General features: G+C 55.7%; 20 protein-coding genes. 13 read left to right on the forward strand and 7 right to left on the reverse strand.

Annotation, left to right across the window (positions count from 1 at the left end; all coding sequences use genetic code 11):
- Window positions 1-122 precede the first annotated feature (122 nt).
- Together mltA and tcdA are read left to right on the forward strand one after the other, a co-directional pair.
- Window positions 123-1,220, forward strand: a complete 1,098-nt coding sequence (gene mltA / locus SK62_RS03950) for a murein transglycosylase A (protein ID WP_015571742.1) — start codon at window positions 123-125, stop codon at window positions 1,218-1,220.
- Between the two features lie 75 nt (window positions 1,221-1,295).
- Window positions 1,296-2,102: a tRNA cyclic N6-threonylcarbamoyladenosine(37) synthase TcdA gene (tcdA, locus tag SK62_RS03955; RefSeq protein ID WP_047719241.1), complete on the forward strand. Its 807-nt coding sequence runs from the start codon at window positions 1,296-1,298 to the stop codon at window positions 2,100-2,102.
- On the opposite strand, the gene csdE is transcribed toward tcdA, so the two are convergent.
- Together csdE and csdA are read right to left on the reverse strand one after the other, a co-directional pair.
- The gene (gene csdE / locus SK62_RS03960; protein ID WP_047636585.1) at window positions 2,093-2,539 is read right to left on the reverse strand and encodes a cysteine desulfurase sulfur acceptor subunit CsdE; all 447 of its coding nucleotides are present in this window, start codon (window positions 2,537-2,539) and stop codon (window positions 2,093-2,095) included. The two genes, tcdA and csdE, sit on opposite strands and share 10 nt — an antisense overlap.
- A complete protein-coding gene (gene csdA, locus SK62_RS03965) occupies window positions 2,539-3,744 on the reverse strand; it encodes a cysteine desulfurase CsdA (RefSeq protein ID WP_032619123.1) in 1,206 nt (401 codons plus the stop codon). The genes csdE and csdA overlap by 1 nt, the downstream gene beginning before the upstream one ends.
- Before the next feature lie 191 nt (window positions 3,745-3,935).
- On the opposite strand from csdA, the gene SK62_RS03970 reads away from it, so the two are divergent.
- The 4 genes from SK62_RS03970 to rlmM all read left to right on the forward strand — a co-directional run bounded on the left by SK62_RS03970 (window position 3,936) and on the right by rlmM (window position 6,959).
- Entirely contained in the window at window positions 3,936-4,163 is a 228-nt protein-coding gene (locus SK62_RS03970) for a YgdI/YgdR family lipoprotein (protein WP_015571738.1), read from the forward strand.
- A gap of 350 nt (window positions 4,164-4,513) precedes the next feature.
- Complete coding sequence (gcvA, locus tag SK62_RS03975; RefSeq protein WP_003862758.1) at window positions 4,514-5,431, forward strand: glycine cleavage system transcriptional regulator GcvA; 918 nt, start codon at window positions 4,514-4,516, stop codon at window positions 5,429-5,431.
- Window positions 5,432-5,470: 39 nt separating this feature from the next.
- Entirely contained in the window at window positions 5,471-5,866 is a 396-nt protein-coding gene (locus tag SK62_RS03980; RefSeq protein ID WP_003862756.1) for a DUF423 domain-containing protein, read from the forward strand.
- A complete protein-coding gene (rlmM, locus tag SK62_RS03985; protein ID WP_003862754.1) occupies window positions 5,859-6,959 on the forward strand; it encodes a 23S rRNA (cytidine(2498)-2'-O)-methyltransferase RlmM in 1,101 nt (366 codons plus the stop codon). The genes SK62_RS03980 and rlmM overlap by 8 nt, the downstream gene beginning before the upstream one ends.
- Before the next feature lie 57 nt (window positions 6,960-7,016).
- Here the strand turns inward: rlmM and xni are convergent, their stop codons facing one another.
- The 5 genes from xni to queF form a co-directional block, all read right to left on the reverse strand.
- Window positions 7,017-7,772, reverse strand: coding sequence for a flap endonuclease Xni (gene xni / locus SK62_RS03990; RefSeq protein ID WP_023295348.1), 756 nt, complete (start codon window positions 7,770-7,772; stop codon window positions 7,017-7,019).
- Window positions 7,773-7,884: 112 nt separating this feature from the next.
- Complete coding sequence (locus SK62_RS03995) at window positions 7,885-9,252, reverse strand: L-serine ammonia-lyase (protein WP_045911285.1); 1,368 nt, start codon at window positions 9,250-9,252, stop codon at window positions 7,885-7,887.
- A gap of 62 nt (window positions 9,253-9,314) precedes the next feature.
- The gene (locus SK62_RS04000; RefSeq protein WP_003862749.1) at window positions 9,315-10,604 is read right to left on the reverse strand and encodes an HAAAP family serine/threonine permease; all 1,290 of its coding nucleotides are present in this window, start codon (window positions 10,602-10,604) and stop codon (window positions 9,315-9,317) included.
- Between the two features lie 504 nt (window positions 10,605-11,108).
- Window positions 11,109-12,473, reverse strand: a complete 1,365-nt coding sequence (gene ppnN / locus SK62_RS04005) for a nucleotide 5'-monophosphate nucleosidase PpnN (RefSeq protein ID WP_003862748.1) — start codon at window positions 12,471-12,473, stop codon at window positions 11,109-11,111.
- A gap of 116 nt (window positions 12,474-12,589) precedes the next feature.
- Complete coding sequence (gene queF / locus SK62_RS04010) at window positions 12,590-13,432, reverse strand: NADPH-dependent 7-cyano-7-deazaguanine reductase QueF (protein WP_015571734.1); 843 nt, start codon at window positions 13,430-13,432, stop codon at window positions 12,590-12,592.
- 69 nt (window positions 13,433-13,501) lie between these two features.
- Between queF and syd the strand changes: the two genes are divergently transcribed.
- The 7 genes from syd to gudD all read left to right on the forward strand — a co-directional run bounded on the left by syd (window position 13,502) and on the right by gudD (window position 20,613).
- Complete coding sequence (syd, locus tag SK62_RS04015) at window positions 13,502-14,047, forward strand: SecY-interacting protein (protein WP_017382836.1); 546 nt, start codon at window positions 13,502-13,504, stop codon at window positions 14,045-14,047.
- 632 nt (window positions 14,048-14,679) lie between these two features.
- Entirely contained in the window at window positions 14,680-15,009 is a 330-nt protein-coding gene (locus SK62_RS04020; protein ID WP_017382834.1) for a YqcC family protein, read from the forward strand.
- Window positions 15,006-15,791: a tRNA pseudouridine(65) synthase TruC gene (gene truC, locus SK62_RS04025; RefSeq protein ID WP_015571733.1), complete on the forward strand. Its 786-nt coding sequence runs from the start codon at window positions 15,006-15,008 to the stop codon at window positions 15,789-15,791. Before SK62_RS04020 ends, truC begins: the two co-directional genes overlap by 4 nt.
- Before the next feature lie 15 nt (window positions 15,792-15,806).
- Window positions 15,807-16,256 carry a flavodoxin gene (locus SK62_RS04030; protein ID WP_023295346.1) on the forward strand — a complete coding sequence of 150 codons (450 nt, stop codon included), beginning with the start codon at window positions 15,807-15,809 and terminating at the stop codon, window positions 16,254-16,256.
- Between the two features lie 308 nt (window positions 16,257-16,564).
- Complete coding sequence (gudP, locus tag SK62_RS04035; RefSeq protein WP_003862734.1) at window positions 16,565-17,920, forward strand: galactarate/glucarate/glycerate transporter GudP; 1,356 nt, start codon at window positions 16,565-16,567, stop codon at window positions 17,918-17,920.
- On the forward strand, window positions 17,920-19,260 hold the full coding sequence (locus tag SK62_RS04040) for an enolase C-terminal domain-like protein (RefSeq protein ID WP_045347792.1): 1,341 nt from the start codon (window positions 17,920-17,922) through the stop codon (window positions 19,258-19,260). Before gudP ends, SK62_RS04040 begins: the two co-directional genes overlap by 1 nt.
- A 15-nt stretch (window positions 19,261-19,275) precedes the next feature.
- Window positions 19,276-20,613 carry a glucarate dehydratase gene (gene gudD / locus SK62_RS04045; protein WP_047719242.1) on the forward strand — a complete coding sequence of 446 codons (1,338 nt, stop codon included), beginning with the start codon at window positions 19,276-19,278 and terminating at the stop codon, window positions 20,611-20,613.
- Window positions 20,614-20,654 lie beyond the last annotated feature (41 nt).

Below are 20,654 nucleotides of genomic sequence, written 5' to 3' on the forward strand. Positions count from 1 at the left end.
AAAAGCCACTTTGGACTATTTTTTGTGCAGAATTTGCCAAAGGGAAGGTGATTGCATTTCATTAACACGGTGGGTTTGTTATCTTCATCTCGCGGAATTGGGCAACTAAAAGACGAGATATAATGAAAGGACGTTGGGCGAAGTATCTGATGACAGGCGCAATGGTGGCGATTCTTGCGGCCTGCTCTTCCAAACCGACCGATCGCGGTCAACAGTATAAAGACGGGAAGTTATCCCAGCCTTTCTCTTTAGTTAACCAGCCAGACGCCGTGGGCGCTCCGATCAATGCCGGAGACTTCTCCGAGCAGGTCTACCAGATCCGCACTGCTTCTCCGCGTTTATACGGTTCGCAGAACAATGTCTATAGCGCCGTCCAGGACTGGCTGCGTGCAGGCGGTGATACCCGCAATATGCGCCAGTTTGGTATCGATGCCTGGCAGATGGAGGGGGCGGATAACTACGGTAACGTCCAGTTCACCGGTTACTACACCCCGGTTGTCCAGGCGCGACACACACGCCAGGGCGAGTTCCAGTATCCCATTTACCGTATGCCGCCGAAACGCGGTCGTCTGCCGTCCCGCGCCGAGATCTACGCTGGCGCGCTGAGCGAAAATTACGTGCTGGCCTACAGCAACTCCCTGATGGACAACTTCATTATGGACGTGCAGGGCAGCGGCTATATTGATTTTGGCGACGGCTCGCCGCTGAACTTCTTTAGCTACGCCGGGAAAAATGGCCATGCCTATCGCAGCATCGGTAAGGTGCTCATCGACCGTGGCGAAGTGAAACGAGAAGATATGTCGATGCAGGCGATCCGCGAGTGGGGCGAAAAACACAGCGAAGCGGAAGTGCGTGAGCTGCTTGAGCAGAACCCATCGTTTGTATTCTTCAAACCGCAGAACTTTGCGCCGGTGAAAGGGGCGAGCGCCGTCCCGCTGATTGGCCGCGCTTCTGTGGCATCGGATCGTTCGATTATCCCGGCAGGTACTACGCTGCTGGCGGAAGTTCCACTCCTCGACAACAACGGCAAATTCAACGGCAAGTATGAATTACGCCTGATGGTGGCGCTGGACGTGGGTGGGGCGATCAAAGGCCAGCACTTCGACATTTATCAGGGCATCGGCCCGGATGCCGGCCATCGTGCAGGCTGGTATAACCACTACGGACGCGTGTGGGTGCTGAAGGCAGCGCCGGGTACCGGAAACGTATTCAGCGGCTGATTGTGTTATTCTGAGGGCAAGACGGATTACGGTTCAGGGTGAGGAATACCTCACCCTTTTTACATCTGAGGTTTTATGTCTGTGGTAATCAGCGATGCCTGGCGCCAGCGTTTCGGCGGCACGGCACGGTTATATGGTGAAAAAGCCCTGCAACTGTTCGCGGATGCGCATGTCTGCGTGGTGGGCATTGGTGGCGTGGGGTCGTGGGCGGCAGAAGCGCTGGCGAGAACCGGCATTGGCGCAATTACGTTGATTGATATGGATGACGTCTGCGTCACTAACACTAACCGTCAGATCCACGCCCTGCGTGATAACGTCGGTCTGGCGAAGTCCGAGGTGATGGCGGAGCGTATTCGTCTCATCAACCCGGAGTGTAGGGTGACGGTGATCGACGACTTTGTGATGGCAGATAACGTCGCGGAGTACATGAGCAAAGGCTACAGCTATGTGATTGACGCCATCGACAGCGTGCGGCCAAAAGCGGCGCTGATCGCTTACTGTCGTCGTTACAAGGTGCCGCTGGTGACAACGGGCGGTGCGGGTGGACAAATTGATCCGACGCAGATCCAGGTGGCGGATCTGGCGAAAACCATTCAGGATCCGCTGGCCGCTAAGCTGCGCGAGCGCTTAAAAAGCGACTTCAACGTGGTGAAAAACAGCAAAGGCAAGCTGGGCGTGGACTGTGTGTTCTCGACAGAAGCGCTGGTTTATCCGCAGGCGGATGGTTCGGTCTGTGCAATGAAAAGCACGGCGGAAGGGCCAAAGCGGATGGATTGTGCCTCAGGGTTTGGAGCGGCCACCATGGTGACCGCCTCCTTCGGCTTTGTGGCGGTCTCTCACGCCCTGAAGAAGATGATGGCGAAGGCGGAACGTCAGGCCTGAGCCTGACGGGCGGCATCCAGTACCGCGTCGTTTAGCGCAATCAGTCCCTGACCGCGCGAGGCGCTAAGCTGCGCGCGAAGTCCCAGCTCATCAAACAGCGCCAGCGGAGAATGCGCCAGCAGCTCTGCGGCTGTTTTCCCTTCGATTGCGGTCAACAGCACCGCCAGCAGACCGCGAACAATGCGTCCCTCGCTGTCGCCGAAGAAATGCAGTTTCTCTCCGGATACGCTAAACCCAAGCCAGACGCGGTTCTCGCAGCCTGCGATCTCCTTCGCCTGTGATTTCAGCTCGTCTGACAGCGTGGGCAACTGTTTACCCAGCAGAATCAGCTGACGATATTTATCTTCCCACTGCGTGAGCGGGACGAAGGTCTGTTTTAACGTCTCTTCAGTAATAACGGTGCCGAACGGGTGCCCGGCTAAAGCTGAACTTGTCATTAATCCACCAGTAATTCCAGGGCGCGGTCGACGGCGGAAACCAGCGCCTCGACGTCGCTTTTTGTATTATACGGTGCAAACGAGGCGCGCAGGGTACCGCTTACGCCAATGGCCGCCAGCAGCGGCTGGGCGCAGTGCTGTCCGGCACGCAGGGCAATGCCATATCCGGCAAGCAACGTCACCATGTCGCTATGGTGCACGCCCGCGAAATCAAAGGCGAGCAGGCTGGAGTCCTGGACGCGGAACGAGCGAAAACCCGGACGTTTTTTCAGTTCTTCTTCCGCCAGCGTCGCCAGACCCCGGCTCCAGCTTTCAGCCTGAACCACGTCCGTTTCTGCCAACCATTCGAGCGCTGCGCTCAGACCGATAACCCCGGCCACGTTTGGGGTACCGGCTTCCAGGCGGTAGGGTACATCCTGCGTTTTAAAACCGTCGAAGGTGACTTCGGTAATCATCTTGCCGCCGCCGAGCCACGGCGTCATCCGGGCCAGCAGTTCAGCTTTGCCGTACAGCGCGCCGATACCGGTTGGCCCGTACAATTTGTGTCCTGAGAAGGCATAGAAGTCGATATCCAGCGCCTGAACGTCAGCCGGAAAATGCACCACACCCTGCGCACCGTCGACCATCACCACCACGCCGCTGGCATGGGCAATCTCAATGGCACGCGCCAGATCCGGGCAGCCGCCGGTGACGTTGGACATCTGCCCCAGCGCCAGAATACGGCTGCGCGGCGTAATCAGCTCAGGCAGACGCGCCACGTCAGGCAGGAAGTCCGCACCCAACGGGAGCTTTACAACCTGTGCCCCGGTTTGTTCGGCCACCATCAGCCAGGGTACCAGGTTGGCGTGGTGTTCCGCCTCGCTGACGATGATCTCATCCCCGGGCTGCAATAGCGGACGCGCGTAACATTGCGCCACCATGTTAATGGCCTCTGTGGTGCCCCGCGTCCAGACGATGTTCTTACCGCTGTCAGCATTGATCAGGCGCGCGACCTGATCCCGTGCGGCTTCGTATTGCGCCGTTAAGCGCTGCGCGTCGGCATACTGGCTGCGGTGCACGTTCCCGGCGCTCAGGCTGTAAAACTGGCGGGTTGCCTCAATCACCGCCTGCGGTTTAAGGGCCGTGGCGGCGCTATCAAGATAAATGCCGGCATCGGCCAGCGCAGGAAACTGTGCGCGAAACTGCGCAGGACTGAAAGCGTTCATGGAATTCCTCATATCGATTCTACGATCGTCGCGCAAATTCATCGGCAGGGCAAGGAAGTTGATATCTATCAGATTTGTCTGCTTATCCTGGCGAGTCTGAAAAAGCAGGTTATGCTAAATAGTGTTAGGCGGATGTTTTAGCCTGTTATAAATCGAGGTTTGAATAGCATTAATTGCTAAAGGAGATAATCATGAAAAAGACAGCTGCAATCATTTCTGCCTGTGCGTTGACCTTTGCCCTGAGCGCCTGTTCTGGTAATAACTACGTAATGCATACCAACGATGGTCGATCTATCGTCTCTGAAGGGAAACCGACAACCGATAATGATACCGGGATGATTTCATACAAAGATGCTAACGGGAACAAACAGCAGATCAACCGCAGTGATGTGAAAGAGATGAAAGAAATCGAGCATTAACAGTTAGATAAGCGAAAAAAAAGCACCGCAAGTTGGCGGTGCTACATTAATCACTATGGACAGACAGGGTAAATGTACAGGAAGTGAAAAATTGGTAGCGTTGCTACCGTGGTCTGAATCGCAGACCAATTGCAAACACAACAACACAACATCACAACCGTAAGCCAAAAGCCCTTCAGAACACGCATTCCAAAAAAAGCTTTTCGTTCCGGCTCAGGAAGTGCCGCCACTATAGGTATTTGCTGGTAGTTCCTCAACGGACAAATTATAATGGCTCAGATAAAAAAAACTAATAGGTTAAACGTTGTTTCCTATATGTTAAATTTCGTTAACATCTAAGCCAGATAACCATGTCCAAGCGATTGCCACCCCTAAATGCATTACGTGTTTTTGATGCAGCAGCACGCCACCTCAGCTTCACCCGCGCAGCCGATGAGCTTTTTGTGACACAGGCCGCAGTAAGTCATCAAATCAAGTCTCTGGAGGATTTTCTGGGGCTTAAGCTGTTCCGTCGACGCAACCGTTCGTTGCTGTTGACCGAAGAGGGGCAGAGCTATTTTCAGGATATTAAAGAGATTTTTTCCCAGCTGACGGAAGCCACTCGCAAGCTTCAGGCCCGGAGCGCAAAAGGCGCTCTGACTGTGAGTTTATTGCCCAGTTTTGCCATTCAGTGGCTGGTGCCGCGACTCTCAAGCTTTAACTCAACTTATCCGGGAATCGATGTCCGAATCCAGGCGGTGGACCGTCAGGAAGACAAGCTGGCAGATGATGTGGACGTGGCGATTTTTTACGGTCGAGGTAACTGGCCGGGCTTGCGTGTGGAAAAATTATACGCAGAATATCTGTTGCCGGTCTGTTCACCGCTGCTGCTGACGGGGGATAAAGCGCTCAAAACGCCCGCCGATCTGGCGCAACATACGCTTTTGCACGATGCTTCGCGTCGCGACTGGCAAACTTATACCCGCCAGTTAGGTCTTAATCATATAAACGTGCAGCAGGGGCCCATTTTTAGCCACAGCGCGATGGTGCTACAGGCTGCCATTCACGGGCAGGGCGTGGCGTTGGCAAACAACGTTATGGCGCAGTCCGAAATTGAGGCAGGCCGTCTGGTTTGCCCATTTAACGATGTACTGGTCAGCAAGAATGCATTTTATCTGGTTTGTCATGACAGTCAGGCAGAACTGGGTAAAATAGCCGCTTTCCGGCAGTGGATACTGGCGAAAGCGGCAAGCGAGCAAGAAAAATTCCGCTTCAGGTATGAACAATAACGTTTGTGTGCCGGGCACGCATCAATTCAGGACTTAAACATGACCAGCCGATTCATGCTGATTTTCGCCGCGGTGAGTGGCTTTATTTTTGTAGCTCTGGGCGCGTTTGGCGCGCATGTCTTAAGCAAATCTCTGGGCGTTGTGGAGATGGGTTGGATCCAGACCGGCCTTGAATATCAGGCGTTCCACACGCTGGCAATTTTTGGGCTGGCGGTGGCGATGCAGCGCCGCATCAGCATCTGGTTTTACTGGAGCAGCGTCTTTCTGGCGCTGGGTACCGTACTGTTCAGCGGCAGTCTTTACTGTCTGGCGCTGTCGCATTTACGCCTGTGGGCGTTTGTTACACCTGTCGGCGGCGTCAGCTTCCTGGCGGGTTGGGTGTTAATGTTTATCGGAGCTATCCGTCTGAAACGCAAGGGCGTTGTTCATGAATAAGGTTGTTTTATATTGTCGCCCGGGGTTTGAGAAAGAGTGCGCCGCGGAAATCACCGATAAAGCGGCGAAGCGTGAAGTCTTCGGATTCGCTCGCGTCAAAGAGAACGCGGGCTATGTGGTATTTGAATGCTATCAGCCTGATGATGCCGACAAGCTGGCGCGCGAACTGCCGTTCAGCTCATTGATTTTCGCCCGTCAGATGTTTGTAGCGGGCGAACTGCTGAAAGATCTTCCGCCGGAAGATCGCATCACGCCGATTGTTGGCCTGTTGCAGGGCGTGGTGGAGAAGGGCGGCGATTTGCGCGTGGAAGTGGCCGACACCAACGAAAGCAAAGAGCTGATGAAGTTCTGCCGTAAGTTCACCGTGCCGCTGCGCGCGGCGCTGCGTGATGCGGGTGTGCTGACAAACTACGAAACGCCAAAGCGCCCGGTCGTGCATATCTTCTTTATTGCGCCAGGATGTTGCTACGCTGGCTACTCGTATACCACCAATAACTCGCCGTTCTTTATGGGGATCCCGCGTCTGCGCTTCCCGGCAGACGCGCCGAGCCGTTCAACCCTCAAGCTGGAAGAGGCGTTTCACGTCTTTATCCCGGCGGACGAGTGGGACGAACGGCTGGCAAACGGCATGTATGCCGTCGACCTTGGCGCGTGCCCGGGCGGCTGGACCTATCAGCTGGTGAAACGCAACATGTGGGTTTCGTCTGTGGATAACGGTCCGATGGCGCAAAGCCTGATGGATACCGGGCAGGTCACCTGGCTGCGAGAGGACGGCTTCCGCTATCGCCCGAACCGCAACAACATCTCCTGGATGGTGTGCGACATGGTAGAAAAACCGGCGAAAGTCGCGGCGCTGATGGCCTCCTGGCTGGTGAACGGCTGGTGTCGTGAGACGATTTTCAACCTCAAGCTGCCGATGAAAAAGCGCTACGAAGAGGTGTCGCAGAACCTGGCCTATATTCAGCAGCAGCTGGACGAACACGGGATTAACGCGGAAATCCAGGCGCGTCAGCTTTATCACGACCGCGAAGAAGTGACGGTCCATATCCGTCGCTGGTGGGCGGCAGTGGGTGGGCGTCGCGACGAGCGATAACGTTTGTAACGCCCGGTGGCGCTGCGCTTACCGGGCCTACAAAATCGTGTAGTTGTTTTAACGTTCTAACCTTAACTGCTGTAAATTCCCGTCCAGCTGTAAATCCGTCTGTAGCGTCGCCACCTCCCGGCAGATAAACGCCATCTCTTTATGCGCCTCAAGCTTTTTGCGCCATTTTTCCGGCACTTCATCAAGCCTGGCGTAAATTCCTTCCAGACTCTGAAACTCCGTCAGCAGCTGTGCGGCGCTTTTGGGTCCAATACCGGCGACACCCGGCACTTTAGAGCTGCTGATCCCCGCCAGCCCCCAGTAATCCGGCAGTTGCTCAGGCGATACCCCAAACTCGCTGGCAATGAATGGCGCGTCCAGCCAGCGTTTTTGAAAGTAGTCCCGGATGCGGATCGTTGGTGAGAGCAGCTGGCAGTAGCCTTTGTCGGTTGAAACGATAGTTGCCTGATGCCCGGCGCTCGCGACTTTAACCGCCAGCGTTGCGGCTAAATCGTCAGCCTCATTACCGTGGGCGCCCCAGCACGGAACGCCGCGCTGCTCAAAGGCCGCGCGGATAGCGGGCATTTCTGCGTGCAGATCGTCCGGCATTGGCGCACGTCCGGCTTTGTAGTCCGGCAGGCGCTGGTGCCGCCAGCCGGTATTGCGTGCTTCATCGTCGAATACGGCAACAGCGTGGGTGGGTTCGCTATGGCGAATGAGCTGCTCCAGCGCGTGTAAACAGGTGTCCTTGCAGGGGGTGCCCTGTACCGCATGAATACGGCGAATCAGGTTAAGTGCATCGACGATAAGCAAATGAACGGCCACAGATAATCTCCCTTCTGTCTAATGGGTGAAGGGTAACACTGAGCGCAGCATGAAACTATGAATGGTGGGGAAAACAGGAAGAAGCCTCGCAAAACGAGGCTTCCTGAGAGGCTTAATCGCAGGTGACGATCTTCATCGCCAGGCCACCGCGGGAGGTTTCGCGGTATTTGGCGTTCATATCTTTACCGGTTTCGTACATGGTTTCGATAACCTTGTCGAGGCAGACGCGCGGTTCGCTGGTACGACGCAGCGCCATACGGGCCGCGTTCACCGCTTTCACAGAGGCGATGGCGTTACGCTCGATGCATGGCACCTGGACCTGTCCGCCGACCGGATCGCAGGTCAGCCCCAGGTTATGTTCCATGCCGATTTCCGCCGCAATACAAACCTGCGCAGGACTTGCGCCCAGTAATTCGGCCAGACCCGCCGCCGCCATAGAGCAGGCGACGCCCACTTCACCCTGACAGCCCACTTCCGCGCCGGAAATCGAGGCGTTCATCTTGTACAGTGAGCCAATCGCACTGGCGACCAGCATATACCGCGCGAGTGAGTTTGCATTCACTTCACGGATAAACTTGTCGTAATACGCCAGAACCGCCGGAACAATTCCGCACGCCCCGTTGGTTGGCGCGGTGACGACGCGGCCACCCGCGGCGTTCTCTTCGTTCACCGCTAGCGCGAACATGTTGATCCAGTCGACGACGGCCATCGGGTCGGTGGTGGTTTTGTCGGTGCTGACCAGCATGCGGCGCAGCGCAGCCGCACGACGCGGAACACGCAGTTTACCCGGCAGCACGCCTTCGGTAGTGATCCCGCGCTCAATGCCGCTGCGCATCACTTCCCAGACGTTAGCGAAGTGCTGTTCCAGCTCCTCTTTGCTGTGCAGGGCCAGCTCGTTTTTCATCATCAGGCCGGAGAGAGAAAGCCCTGTCTCCTGGCAGTGACGCTGTAAGTCGGCCGCGTTTTTGTAAGGGTACGGCACATCAACGGCAGAATTGGTGCTTTGACCAAAATGCTCCTCGTCGACGATAAACCCGCCGCCGATGGAGTAATACGTCTGGCTGTAAACCGCTTTGTCGCCGGCCAGCGCGGTAATGCGCATGCCATTCTCGTGCAGCGACAGGTTATCCGCATGGAAATTCATGCAGTGATCAACCGGGAATTCAACCTCATGCTCGCCGTTCGCCAGCAGCAAACGACCGTGGGTGTTCACGTCCTGGATAAAGCCAGGTATTGCATCAATATCAACGGTATCCGGCAGATTACCCGCCAGCCCCATGATAATGGCAATATCGGTATGGTGGCCTTTACCGGTCAGGGAAAGGGAACCATATACATCGACAACCACGCGGGTGATGTCGTGCAAAATGCCGCGTGCAATCAAGTCATCCGTGAATTGTTTACCGGCTTTCATTGGTCCGACGGTGTGAGAGCTGGAAGGACCAATACCGATTTTGAAGATATCGAATACGCTAATCATGATGCGTCCATTGCTTCAGTCAGAGGGGAGAAGTGCGCCGTCCGCAGACGGCGCAGGAGGTATTAGCTGAACAGCGAGTAGAAAATAGCGGAGATGGCAATCAGGCCCATCACAACAACGAACACGTTGCTGATATGGCCGCTGTATTTACGCATCGCAGGCACTTTCTGAATCGCGTACATCGGCATCAGGAACAGGATCATCGCGATAATCGGGCCGCCCAGGGTTTCAATCATGCCCAGAATGCTTGGGTTCAGGGTGGCTACTGCCCAGGTGGTCACCAGCATGAACAGCGCAGTGATTTTGTTCAGACGGTTGATTTCAATGGTCTTGCCTTTACCACGCAGAGATTTAATCACCATGCCGTTGAAGCCTTCACGTGCGCCCAGGTAGTGGCCCAGGAAGGATTTGGTGATGGCGATAATTGCGATGATCGGCGCCATCCACGCAATCAGCGGTGCGTTAAAGTGGTTTGCCAGGTAAGACAGAATAGAGATGTTCTGCTCTTTCGCCGCCGCCAGATCCGCCGGGGAGAGGCTCAGCACGCAGCTGAACACGAAGAACATGACGGTCAGTACCATCATGATGTGCGCGCGAGCCAGGATGCTGGAGCACTTCTTCTCTGCGCCATTGCCGTACTCTTCACGCTTCGCTACTGCGAAGGAAGAGATGATTGGCGAGTGGTTGAAGGAGAACACCATCACCGGGATCGCCAGCCACAGGGTCAGCAGCAGACCGTTGCCGGTCGTGGATGCGCTGCTCAGAGACAGGGTTTCCAGCGCAGCGCCGTTCCACTGTGGGATCAGGTACAGAGCCAGCACCATCAGAGCCGCAACAAACGGGAACACCAGCACGCTCATCGCTTTCACAATCATCTGCTCGCCGAAGCGCACGATGGTCATCATACCGACGATCAGGATCAGGGACAGAATCGCACGCGGCGGCGGGGTCATCTGAAGCTGGTGCATCATAAAGCTTTCTACGGTGTTGGTGATAGCAACGCTGTACACCAGCAGAATCGGGTAAATCGCGAAGAAGTAGAGCAGGGTAATCAGCTTACCTGCGCCGACGCCGAAGTGTTCTTCAACGACTTCAGTGATGTCTTCGCCCGGGTTTTTACCGGACAGCACGAAGCGGGTCAGGCCTCGGTGCGCAAAGAAGGTCATCGGGAAGGCGATGAGGGCCATGATGATCAGCGGGATCATACCGCCGACACCTGCGTTGATAGGAAGGAACAGTACACCAGCGCCGATTGCTGTGCCGTACAGGCCAAGCATCCACATGGTATCCGTTTTGCGCCAACCGCTTCGGGATTCAATCGAAGCAACGGTGCTGGTTTGAGTGGTTTCCATCTGTATCTCCTGGAGGAAGCAAATTGTCAGGGTTTTAGTCAAATCCGATGAAAAAGCGCCTGACGGTAATATGAAATTCGTTCAGTGACGGTTTTTTAATAATTTTTGCCCGTAACTATTGGCGGGCGGAAAGATACATTCTAGTTATGAATCTATCAGTGATCGCGATCCCAAATGCAATAATCCACTTGTGATGTGGGTATCTTTAGACCATTTATCTGTTAAAAAAACATCAAAGAGAATTTACGGGCGCGAAGGCTACCATTAACGACATGTTTTCGAAAAGGTCGACCCGCGATATAGGTGTCTTTCGCTGTAAAGAAATGGGATTTTAGGATTTTCTGGCGGGTAATTTCGATTAAGGCTGATTATTTACGGTTTCAAAAACGAGGTAATCGTTTGCGCTGGCGTCAGATTTGTTAATAACATTGAAGATCGCTATGAATTGCAACACTAATAAAAAAGCCGGATGACGATCCGGCTTGAGAGGAGAGAAATGTCGCTTTACTTGATGATTTCGTAACACGGAATATAGGCAGAGCCTGGAAGCTTCATGCGGTGCTGAGCGACAAAGCCCTGCAACATATCATCCATGCGGCGCATCATCTCCGGATCACCGTGGATCTTATACGGGCCAAACTCTTCAATTGCGCGTATCCCCACCTCTTTCACGTTCCCCGCCACGATGCCAGAGAAGGCGCGACGCAGGTCGGCAGCCAGCACTTCCACCGGCTGATCCGGATAGAGTTTGAGGTTCGCCATGTTCTCATGCGACGGCTCGAAGGGGATCTGAAGATCCGGTGCGATACGGATGGACCAGTTAAAGCTGTAGGCATCCCCGGTATCACGACGATTCTCTTTCACCAGCGGCATTGCTTTTTTCATCTGACGGGCCACTTCTGCGGCATCGTCAATAATAATGCGGTAGTGACGGCGCGCGTCTTCGCCCAGCGTATGCACGATAAACTCGTCCAGCACGCGGAAGTAGTCGGCGCTCTCTTTCGGGCCGGTCAGGATCAGCGGCAGAACCTGATCTTTGTTGGCCGGATTCATCAGGATCCCGAGCAGATAAAGCAGCTCTTCCGCCGTACCTACGCCGCCCGGGAAGATGATGATGCCGTGCGCGATACGGACAAACGCCTCAAGACGCTTTTCGATATCCGGCATAATAATCAGTTCGTTAACCAGCGGGTTAGGCGGCTCAGCGGCGATGATCGACGGCTCGGTCATGCCGATAAAACGGCCTTCTTTATAGCGTTGCTGCGCGTGACCTACTGCCGCGCCTTTCATTGGCGCTTCCATCGCGCCAGGACCGCAACCGGTACAGATATTCAGTTCGCGCAGGCCGAGCTGCGTCCCCACGCGGCGGGCATACAGGTATTCGGTTTCGTTAATGGAGTGACCACCCCAGCAGACGACCATGTTCGGCGCTTCGCCCACGTGCAGGGCGCGGGCGTTACGCAGAATGGAGAAGACCAGGTTGGTGATATGAACGGAACTTTCCAGGTCAAGATGCTGGAATCGTCCGGCGTTGCTGATCTGTCCGTTAACAAACAGAATGTCGCGCAGCACGGCAAACAGGTTGGCCTGAAGTGAGCGAATAATACGCCCGTCGACAAAAGCGTCTTCCGGCGGGTTGATCACTTCCAGCTTCACCCCGCGCTCGCGGCGCAGCACGTTGATATCAAAACTTTCGAAGCGGGACAGCAGCTCTTTACTGTTGTCGGTCAGGCTTCCGGAGTTCAGTACGGCAAGTGAACAGTTACGAAACAGTTGATAAAGGTCGCTACTGGCGGTGCGTTTAAGCATGTCCACTTCCAGCTGCGACAACATATCCATAGAGCCAAGCGGGCTAATATGTGTAATCAAGTGAGCTCCTTATGGGACGATTATCGTCTTTCCCTGTTGATTACAATAGCCCTGGCTTATGACGTTTCACAACACTTCGGGCGGAATACCGCCCGCATATTGTGAAAATATTTATCTTACTGGCGCACCAGCCGTCCGGTGGCAGGCACAAAATCGGTATTGGTGCGCCACGGATTGATATCCAGACCGCCGCGACGGGTGTAGCGGGCGTAAACGCTCAGCTTTTCGGGCTGGCAGAAACGCTGGATGTCGTTGAAGATGCGCTCCACGCACTGCTCGTGAAATTCGTTGTGATGACGGAATGACACCAGGTAACGCAGCAGCTTTTCACGGTCAATCTGCGGGCCGCGGTACTGGATCTGTACCGAGCCCCAGTCAGGCTGATGGGTGATAAGGCAGTTGGATTTCAGCAGATGGCTGACCAGCGTCTCGTTGACCACTTTTCCGCCCGCCGCGTTTTCCAGGTAGTCGGTGCTAAATTCATAGCTTTCCACCTCAATGTCCTGATCGTCGATGCAGGTGCCGTGGAAATGGGCGACAGGCTGTCCTTCCAGCTCATGCAGACGGTATAACGAGACGGTTACGTTCCCCTGCGCGCACGCGCTTAAATCACGTTCAAGCGTCTGTTGCACCTCGTCCCAGCTGTTGAATTTGGTCTGGTTAAAGCTGTTGAGATAGAGCTTAAAGCTCTTGGATTCGACCAGGTTTACGCTGGCGTAATCCAGCTCGACGTGGCCCACGGCCACCTGCGGCAGACCGCGCGCATTCAGCCAGGAGAGTTCGTACAGCGTCCAGATGTCGCCGCCGACAAACGGCAGCGCGTCAGCGTGCAGCCCGAGCGGATCGCGGTTCAGACTGCGCGGCACGCCCTGCAACAGGCTTGCATCGTAGGTGTCGCGGTAATCGGTCGATTTACCCAGCGTTAAGCCCGTTAACGCCTGATGATTTTCGTAAGACATGTTTCATAGCCACTTTACAGGTACACTTATGGGCTGAGTTTATCCTGTCTTACAAGAAGAGAGAAATCGGTGGATATCGAAACTGCAAATGCCCTGACGTCCTTCACGACCCGCTATTGCGATGCCTGGCATGAAAAGCGGGGGACGTGGCCGCAAAGTACTGACTTATATGGCGTGCCGTCACCGTGCATTATCGCTTCGCAGGATGATTACGTTATCTGGCAACCGAAACCGTTCACGGGCGAGCAGAATGTAAATGCGGTTGAACGCGCGATGGACCTTGTGATACAACCTGCGCTTCATGCATTTTATACCACGCAGTTTGCCGGGGATATGACTGCATGTATTGCAGGACAGCCGCTGACGCTGCTGCAAACCTGGAGCGAAGACGATCTGCAACGCGTTCAGGAAAACCTCATTGGTCACCTGGTCACGCAAAAACGCCTTAAGCTCTCTCCGACTCTTTTTATTGCGACGCTCGACAGTGAACTGGACGTCATTTCTGTCTGCAACCTGTCTGGCGAGGTCATCAAAGAGACGCTCGGCACCCGCAATCGCGACGTTCTCGCGCCTTCACTTGCGGATTTTCTTACTCAAATTGAGCCGCTTCTGTAATCCATGATGCTACTGGACGTGTGAGAGATCTCTTACACGCTCTGTGAGACATCGCCGAAACAGTTAGCGTTGCCTTAGGAATTTCAGATTAATATTAACTTTTCTTTCAACAGGTTAGTGGTTTTCTGAAAGGGAATCCCCCGTTTCGCCTGGCTTACATTGCTTACAAGGTGGGTTGTAAGACGAAGCAGAATAGCGGATTCTATCTGTGTCGACAGGATGCTGACACGAGAAACGAACATCAGGATGATGGCGTTTCTTACCAGGGACACGTCAGGATGACGCCGCAGGAAGGCTTCAGGATGAAGCAAAGTGGATCACGCAGGATGCGTAAGGGACACCTCCAGGAAGGAGAACGAGAGCCGGTCAGGATGGTCGGTGGGTCAGGATGGCCAGGACGTTTCAGGATGAAACCTACACATCAGGACGATGTGAGCAGGAAGCAAAAGGTAAAGGGATGACCAGGCCTTCGGGCATCAGGAAAAGTTGTCACGGATGAGCAGGGAGCACGTATTGTAGCTGGAATGCTGCGAAACGAACCGGGAGCACTGTTTTTACAGTGCTCCCTTTTTTTATTTCTGTCGTCCGCAATGCTATGCTTCGCGCCATTCCGATTTTCAGTTGAGGTATATATGTCGCATCATGACAACGTTCGTGCGCAGTTGCACGCCATCGAAGCCCTTATGCGCCAGCATCAGCTGTGGCAGGATAACGCGCCGCAGCCAGACGCGTTCGCCAGCACCCAACCGTTTTGTCTGGATACGCTGGCCCCGTTCGAGTGGCTCCAGTGGGTCTTAATTCCGCGTATGCACGCGCTGCTGGAAGGTGGTCACGCGTTGCCCGCGTCTTTTGCCGTCTCTCCCTATTACGAAATGGCGCTGGAAGCGACCCACCCGGCGCGTGCCATGATGCTGGTGGAGCTGGAAAAGCTCGATGCGCTTTTCGCCGGTGACGATGCATGACGCTTGAGATCCTTTATCAGGATGAGTGGTTAGTGGCGGTGAATAAACCGTCCGGCTGGCTGGTGCACCGTAGCTGGCTCGATCGCGATGAGAAAGTGGTGGTCATGCAAACCGTGCGCGATCAGATCGGTCAGCACGTCTTTACTGCTCATCGTCTGGATCGGCCAACCTCTGGCGTTCTGCTGATGGGGCTTTCCAGTGAGGCGGGTCGACTGCTTTCGCAGCAGTTTGAGCAGCACCAGATGCAAAAGCGCTACCACGCCATCGTGCGTGGCTGGCTGACGGATTCCGCCACGCTTGATTATCCGCTGGTGGAGGAACTGGATAAAATCGCCGATAAATTTGCCCGCGAAGATAAAGGCCCGCAGCCTGCGGTGACCGACTATCGCGGTATGGCGACCACAGAACTGCCGGTGGCGACCAGCAAATTTCCGACCACGCGATACAGTCTGGTTGAGCTTTTGCCCAAAACCGGGCGCAAGCACCAGCTTCGCCGCCATCTTGCACATCTGCGCCACCCAATTATCGGCGACAGCAAGCACGGCGATCTGCGCCAGAACCGCAGCGCGGCCGAGCACTTTGGCTGTAACCGGCTGATGCTGCACGCCAGCGAGCTACGCCTGACGCACCCGTTTACCGGCGAACCGCTGACTATTCGCGCGGGGCTGGACGAGGTCTGGATGCAGGCGCTGTCACAGTTTGGCTGGCTGGGACAACTCCCCGAAAATGAAAGGGTTGAGTTTGCCGCAGGCAACGTTCAGGATGAACAGCAAGCGCAATAATTACGGGAGCAAAGCATGGCTGAAGTAGGCATTTTTGTCGGCACGATGTACGGCAACTCGCTGCTGGTGGCGGAGGAAGCGGAAGCAATCCTTGTAAACCAGGGCCATAAAGCAACGGTCTATGAAGATCCGGAGCTGGCGGACTGGGAAAAGTATAAAGATAAATACATTCTGGTGGTGACCTCCACCACCGGGCAGGGCGATCTGCCGGACAGCATCGTCCCGCTTTTCCAGGGCATTAAAGACCAGCTTGGCTATCAGCCAGATGTTCACTATGGCATCATCGCCCTCGGCGATAGCTCTTACGCTAATTTCTGCGGCGGCGGTAAACAGTTCGACGCGCTGTTGCAGGAACAGAGCGCTCAGCGCGTCGGAGAGATGTTGCTGATTGATGCGGGTGAACACCCTGAGCCAGAAAGCGAGTCAAATCCCTGGGTTGAACACTGGGCAACGCTCCTGAACTAACCCTGTACTATACAAACGCCAGGCCGGGTCAGGCGTAGCCGCCACCCGGCATTACACCCCGCCCCAAACGCCATTTCCGTGAACCACCTTCCACTCCTCTGGGCTTATGCCCTAAACAACCTCCCTCACGCCCTTCAATACTGTGTTTTTGCACGGTGAGGTGAAGAGGCACTCCTTCATATACTTTTCCCGTCACTATAAAACGGCTTCTGGCCGTACCAAAACCAAACACAAATCTCTCATTCTGATTACCCTACAGGTGCTGTACAGAATGAACCAGGCGAAAGCTATGTTTCAGGAGTGCAACAATGAGTACATTAAGCCACGCGGCGAGCAGCGCTGAGAAGCGCACCAACGCCCGCTACTGGATAGTGGTGATGCTGTTTATCGTCACCTCTTTCAACTACGGCGACCGTGCCACGTTATCCATTGCCGGCTCTGAGATGGCAAAGGACATCGGACTTGATCCGGTAGGTATGGGTTATGTTTTCTCCGCATTTTCATGGGCCTACGTAATCGGCCAAATCCCTGGCGGCTGGCTGCTGGACCGCTTTGGTTCAAAACGGGTCTATTTCTGGTCCATTTTCATCTGGTCGATGTTTACCCTGTTACAGGGCTTCGTGGATATCTTCAGCGGCTTCGGCATTATCATTGCGCTCTTTACCCTCCGCTTCCTGGTGGGCTTAGCGGAAGCGCCATCATTCCCTGGCAACAGCCGTATTGTGGCCGCCTGGTTCCCGGCGCAGGAGAGGGGAACGGCGGTAGCCATCTTTAACTCGGCGCAATACTTTGCGACGGTTATTTTCGCGCCAATCATGGGCTGGCTGACGCACGAAGTGGGCTGGTCGCACGTCTTCTTCTTCATGGGCGGGCTGGGGATCGTCATCAGCTTCATCTGGCTGAAAGTGATCCACGAACCAAACCAGCATCCGGGCGTGAACAAGAAAGAGCTGGACTACATTGCTGAAGGTGGGGCGCTGATCAACATGGATCAGAAAACCCAGAAAGCTAAAGTTCCGTTCAGCCAGAAATGGGGGCAGATCAAACAGCTCGTCGGCTCACGAATGATGATCGGTATCTATCTCGGCCAGTACTGCATTAACGCCTTAACCTACTTCTTTATCACCTGGTTCCCGGTTTACCTGGTGCAGGCACGCGGGATGTCGATTCTGAAGGCGGGGTTTGTCGCCTCCGTGCCGGCCATCTGCGGCTTCGTGGGTGGGGTGCTTGGCGGGGTCATCTCCGACTGGCTGATGCGTCGTACCGGTTCGCTGAATATTGCGCGTAAAACGCCAATCGTACTCGGCATGCTGCTCTCCATGACCATGGTGTTCTGTAACTACGTCAGCGCGGAGTGGATGATTATCGGCTTTATGGCGATGGCCTTCTTCGGTAAAGGCATTGGCGCACTGGGCTGGGCGGTGATGGCAGATACCGCGCCGAAAGAGATCAGCGGCCTGAGCGGCGGTCTGTTCAACATGTTTGGCAACATTTCCGGCATTGTCACCCCAATCGCTATCGGTTACATCGTCGGCACCACTGGCTCCTTCAACGGCGCGCTGATTTATGTAGGCGTCCATGCGCTGGTGGCGGTACTCAGTTATCTGGTGCTGGTGGGTGACATCAAACGAATCGAACTGAAACCTGTTGGGGAGCGCGGATGATGACAATGCAATCAAGCCCGATCGTGACGGAGATGAAGGTCATTCCGGTGGCGGGGCAGGACAGCATGCTGCTCAACATTGGTGGCGCGCATAACGCCTGGTTCACCCGCAACATTGTGGTGCTGACCGACAGCGCAGGGAATACCGGCGTCGGGGAAGCGCCTGGCGGAGAGGTGATTTACCAGACGCTGGTCGACGCCATCCCGCAGGTGGTTGGGCAGGAGGTCGCCCGCCTGAACAAGGTGGTTCAGCGGGTGCATAAGGGTAACCAGTCGGCGGATTTTGATACCTTCGGCAAAGGCGCCTGGACGTTTGAACTGCGCGTTAACGCGGTGGCGGCGCTGGAGGCGGCCCTCCTCGATTTACTGGGCAAGGCGCTGAACGTGCCGGTCTGCGAACTGCTGGGGCCAGGCAAACAGCGTAATGCGGTAACGGTGCTGGGCTATCTGTTCTACGTTGGCGACCGGACGAAAACCGATCTGCCGTATCTGGAACGCTCGCCGGGCAGCCACGAGTGGTATCACCTGCGTCATCAGGAGGCGCTCTCTGGCGAAGCGGTGGTACGCCTTGCAGAGGCGGCGCAGGATCGCTACGGCTTCAAAGACTTCAAGCTGAAAGGCGGCGTTCTGCCCGGCGAGCAGGAGATTGACAGCGTGCGCGCGTTGAAAAAACGCTTCCCGGAGGCACGCATCACCGTCGATCCGAACGGCGCCTGGCTGCTGGATGAAGCTATCACGCTGTGCAAAGGGCTGGGCGACGTGCTGACCTACGCGGAAGATCCGTGCGGCGCTGAGCAGGGATTTTCTGGCCGCGAGGTGATGGCCGAATTCCGCCGCGCTACCGGGCTGCCGGTTGCGACCAACATGATCGCCACCAACTGGCGCGAAATGGGCCATGCGGTGATGCTGAATGCGGTGGACATACCGCTGGCGGACCCGCACTTCTGGACCCTTTCCGGCGCGGTGCGCGTGGCGCAGCTGTGCGATGACTGGGGGCTCACCTGGGGCTGCCACTCCAATAACCATTTCGACATTTCGCTGGCGATGTTTACCCACGTTGGAGCGGCGGCGCCGGGCAACCCGACCGCCATCGATACGCACTGGATCTGGCAGGAAGGCGAAGCGCGCCTGACCAAAAATCCACTTGAAATCAAAAATGGCACAATTGCCGTACCGGATGCGCCGGGGCTGGGCGTGGAGCTTGACTGGGATCAGATCCACAAGGCGCATGAAGCGTATAAAAAACTGCCGGGCGGCGCGCGCAACGACGCAGGCCCGATGCAGTACCTTATCCCCGGCTGGACATTTGACCGTAAGCGCCCTGTATTTGGACGTCACTGATAAAAGGATCGAACGATGAGCACATTTTCTACCCCTGTAGTCACCTCCATGCAGATCATTCCTGTCGCGGGACATGACAGCATGCTGATGAACCTGAGCGGCGCCCATGCGCCGTTCTTCACCCGTAATATTGTGGTGATCAAGGACAACTCAGGGCATACCGGTGTCGGTGAAATCCCGGGCGGGGAGAAGATCCGTAAAACGCTGGAGGACGCCATTCCGCTGGTGGTGGGTAAAACGCTGGGCGAGTACAAAAATGTGCTGACTCGCGTGCGTACGACCTTTGCCGATCGTGATGCGGGTGGCCGTGGTCTGCAAACGTTTGATCTGCGCACCACTATCCATGTGGTCACGGGCATTGAAGCCGCGATGCTGGATCTGCTGGGCCAGCATCTTGGCGTCAATGTCGCCTCCCTGCTGGGCGACGGCCAACAGCGCAGCGAAGTGGAAATGCTCGGCTACCTGTTCTTTATCGGCAACCGCAAACTCACCCCGCTGCCGTACCAGAGCCAGCCGGACGAAAAATGCGACTGGTATCGTGTGCGTCACGATGAAGCGATGACCCCGGACGCGGTAGTGCGCCTGGCGGAAGCCGCGTATGAAAAATATGGCTTTAATGACTTCAAGCTGAAAGGCGGTGTACTGGCGGGTGAAGAAGAAGCAGAGGCGATCGCCGCGCTGGCGAAGCGCTTCCCGCAGGCGCGCGTCACGCTGGATCCGAACGGTGCCTGGTCGCTTGATGAGGCGATAAAAATCGGTAAGCAGCTTAAAGGCGTGCTGGCCTATGCGGAAGATCCGTGCGGTGCAGAGCAGGGGTTCTCCGGACGTGAAGTGATGGCGGAGTTCCGTCGCGCCACCGGGCTGCCAACCGCCACCAACATGATCGCGACCGACTGGCGTCAGATGGGGCACACGCTCTCGCTGCAATCGGTGGACATTCCGCTGGCAGACCCGCACTTCTGGACGATGCAGGGCTCGGTTCGCGTGGCGCAGATGTGCCATGAGTTCGGCCTGACCTGGGGCTCGCACTCCAACAACCACTTCGACATCTCGCTGGCGATGTTCACCCACGTGGCGGCTGCCGCGCCGGGCAACATTACCGCCATCGACACCCACTGGATCTGGCAGGAGGGCAACCAGCGCCTGACCAAACAGCCGTTTGAAATCAAAGGCGGTATGGTACAGGTTCCTGCTACGCCGGGTCTGGGCGTAGAACTGGATATGGACCAGGTCATGAAAGCGCATGAGATGTACCAGAAACACGGCCTAGGTGCGCGTGATGACGCGCTGGCGATGCAATACCTGATCCCAGAGTGGACATTCGACAATAAACGTCCGTGCATGGTACGATAAGCACATTGGGACCGCTCCCATTAGTGGTCCCTTACGTGGTG

This window comes from Enterobacter sp. BIDMC109, assembly GCF_001037885.1.
GTDB lineage: Bacteria > Pseudomonadota > Gammaproteobacteria > Enterobacterales > Enterobacteriaceae > Enterobacter > Enterobacter hormaechei_C.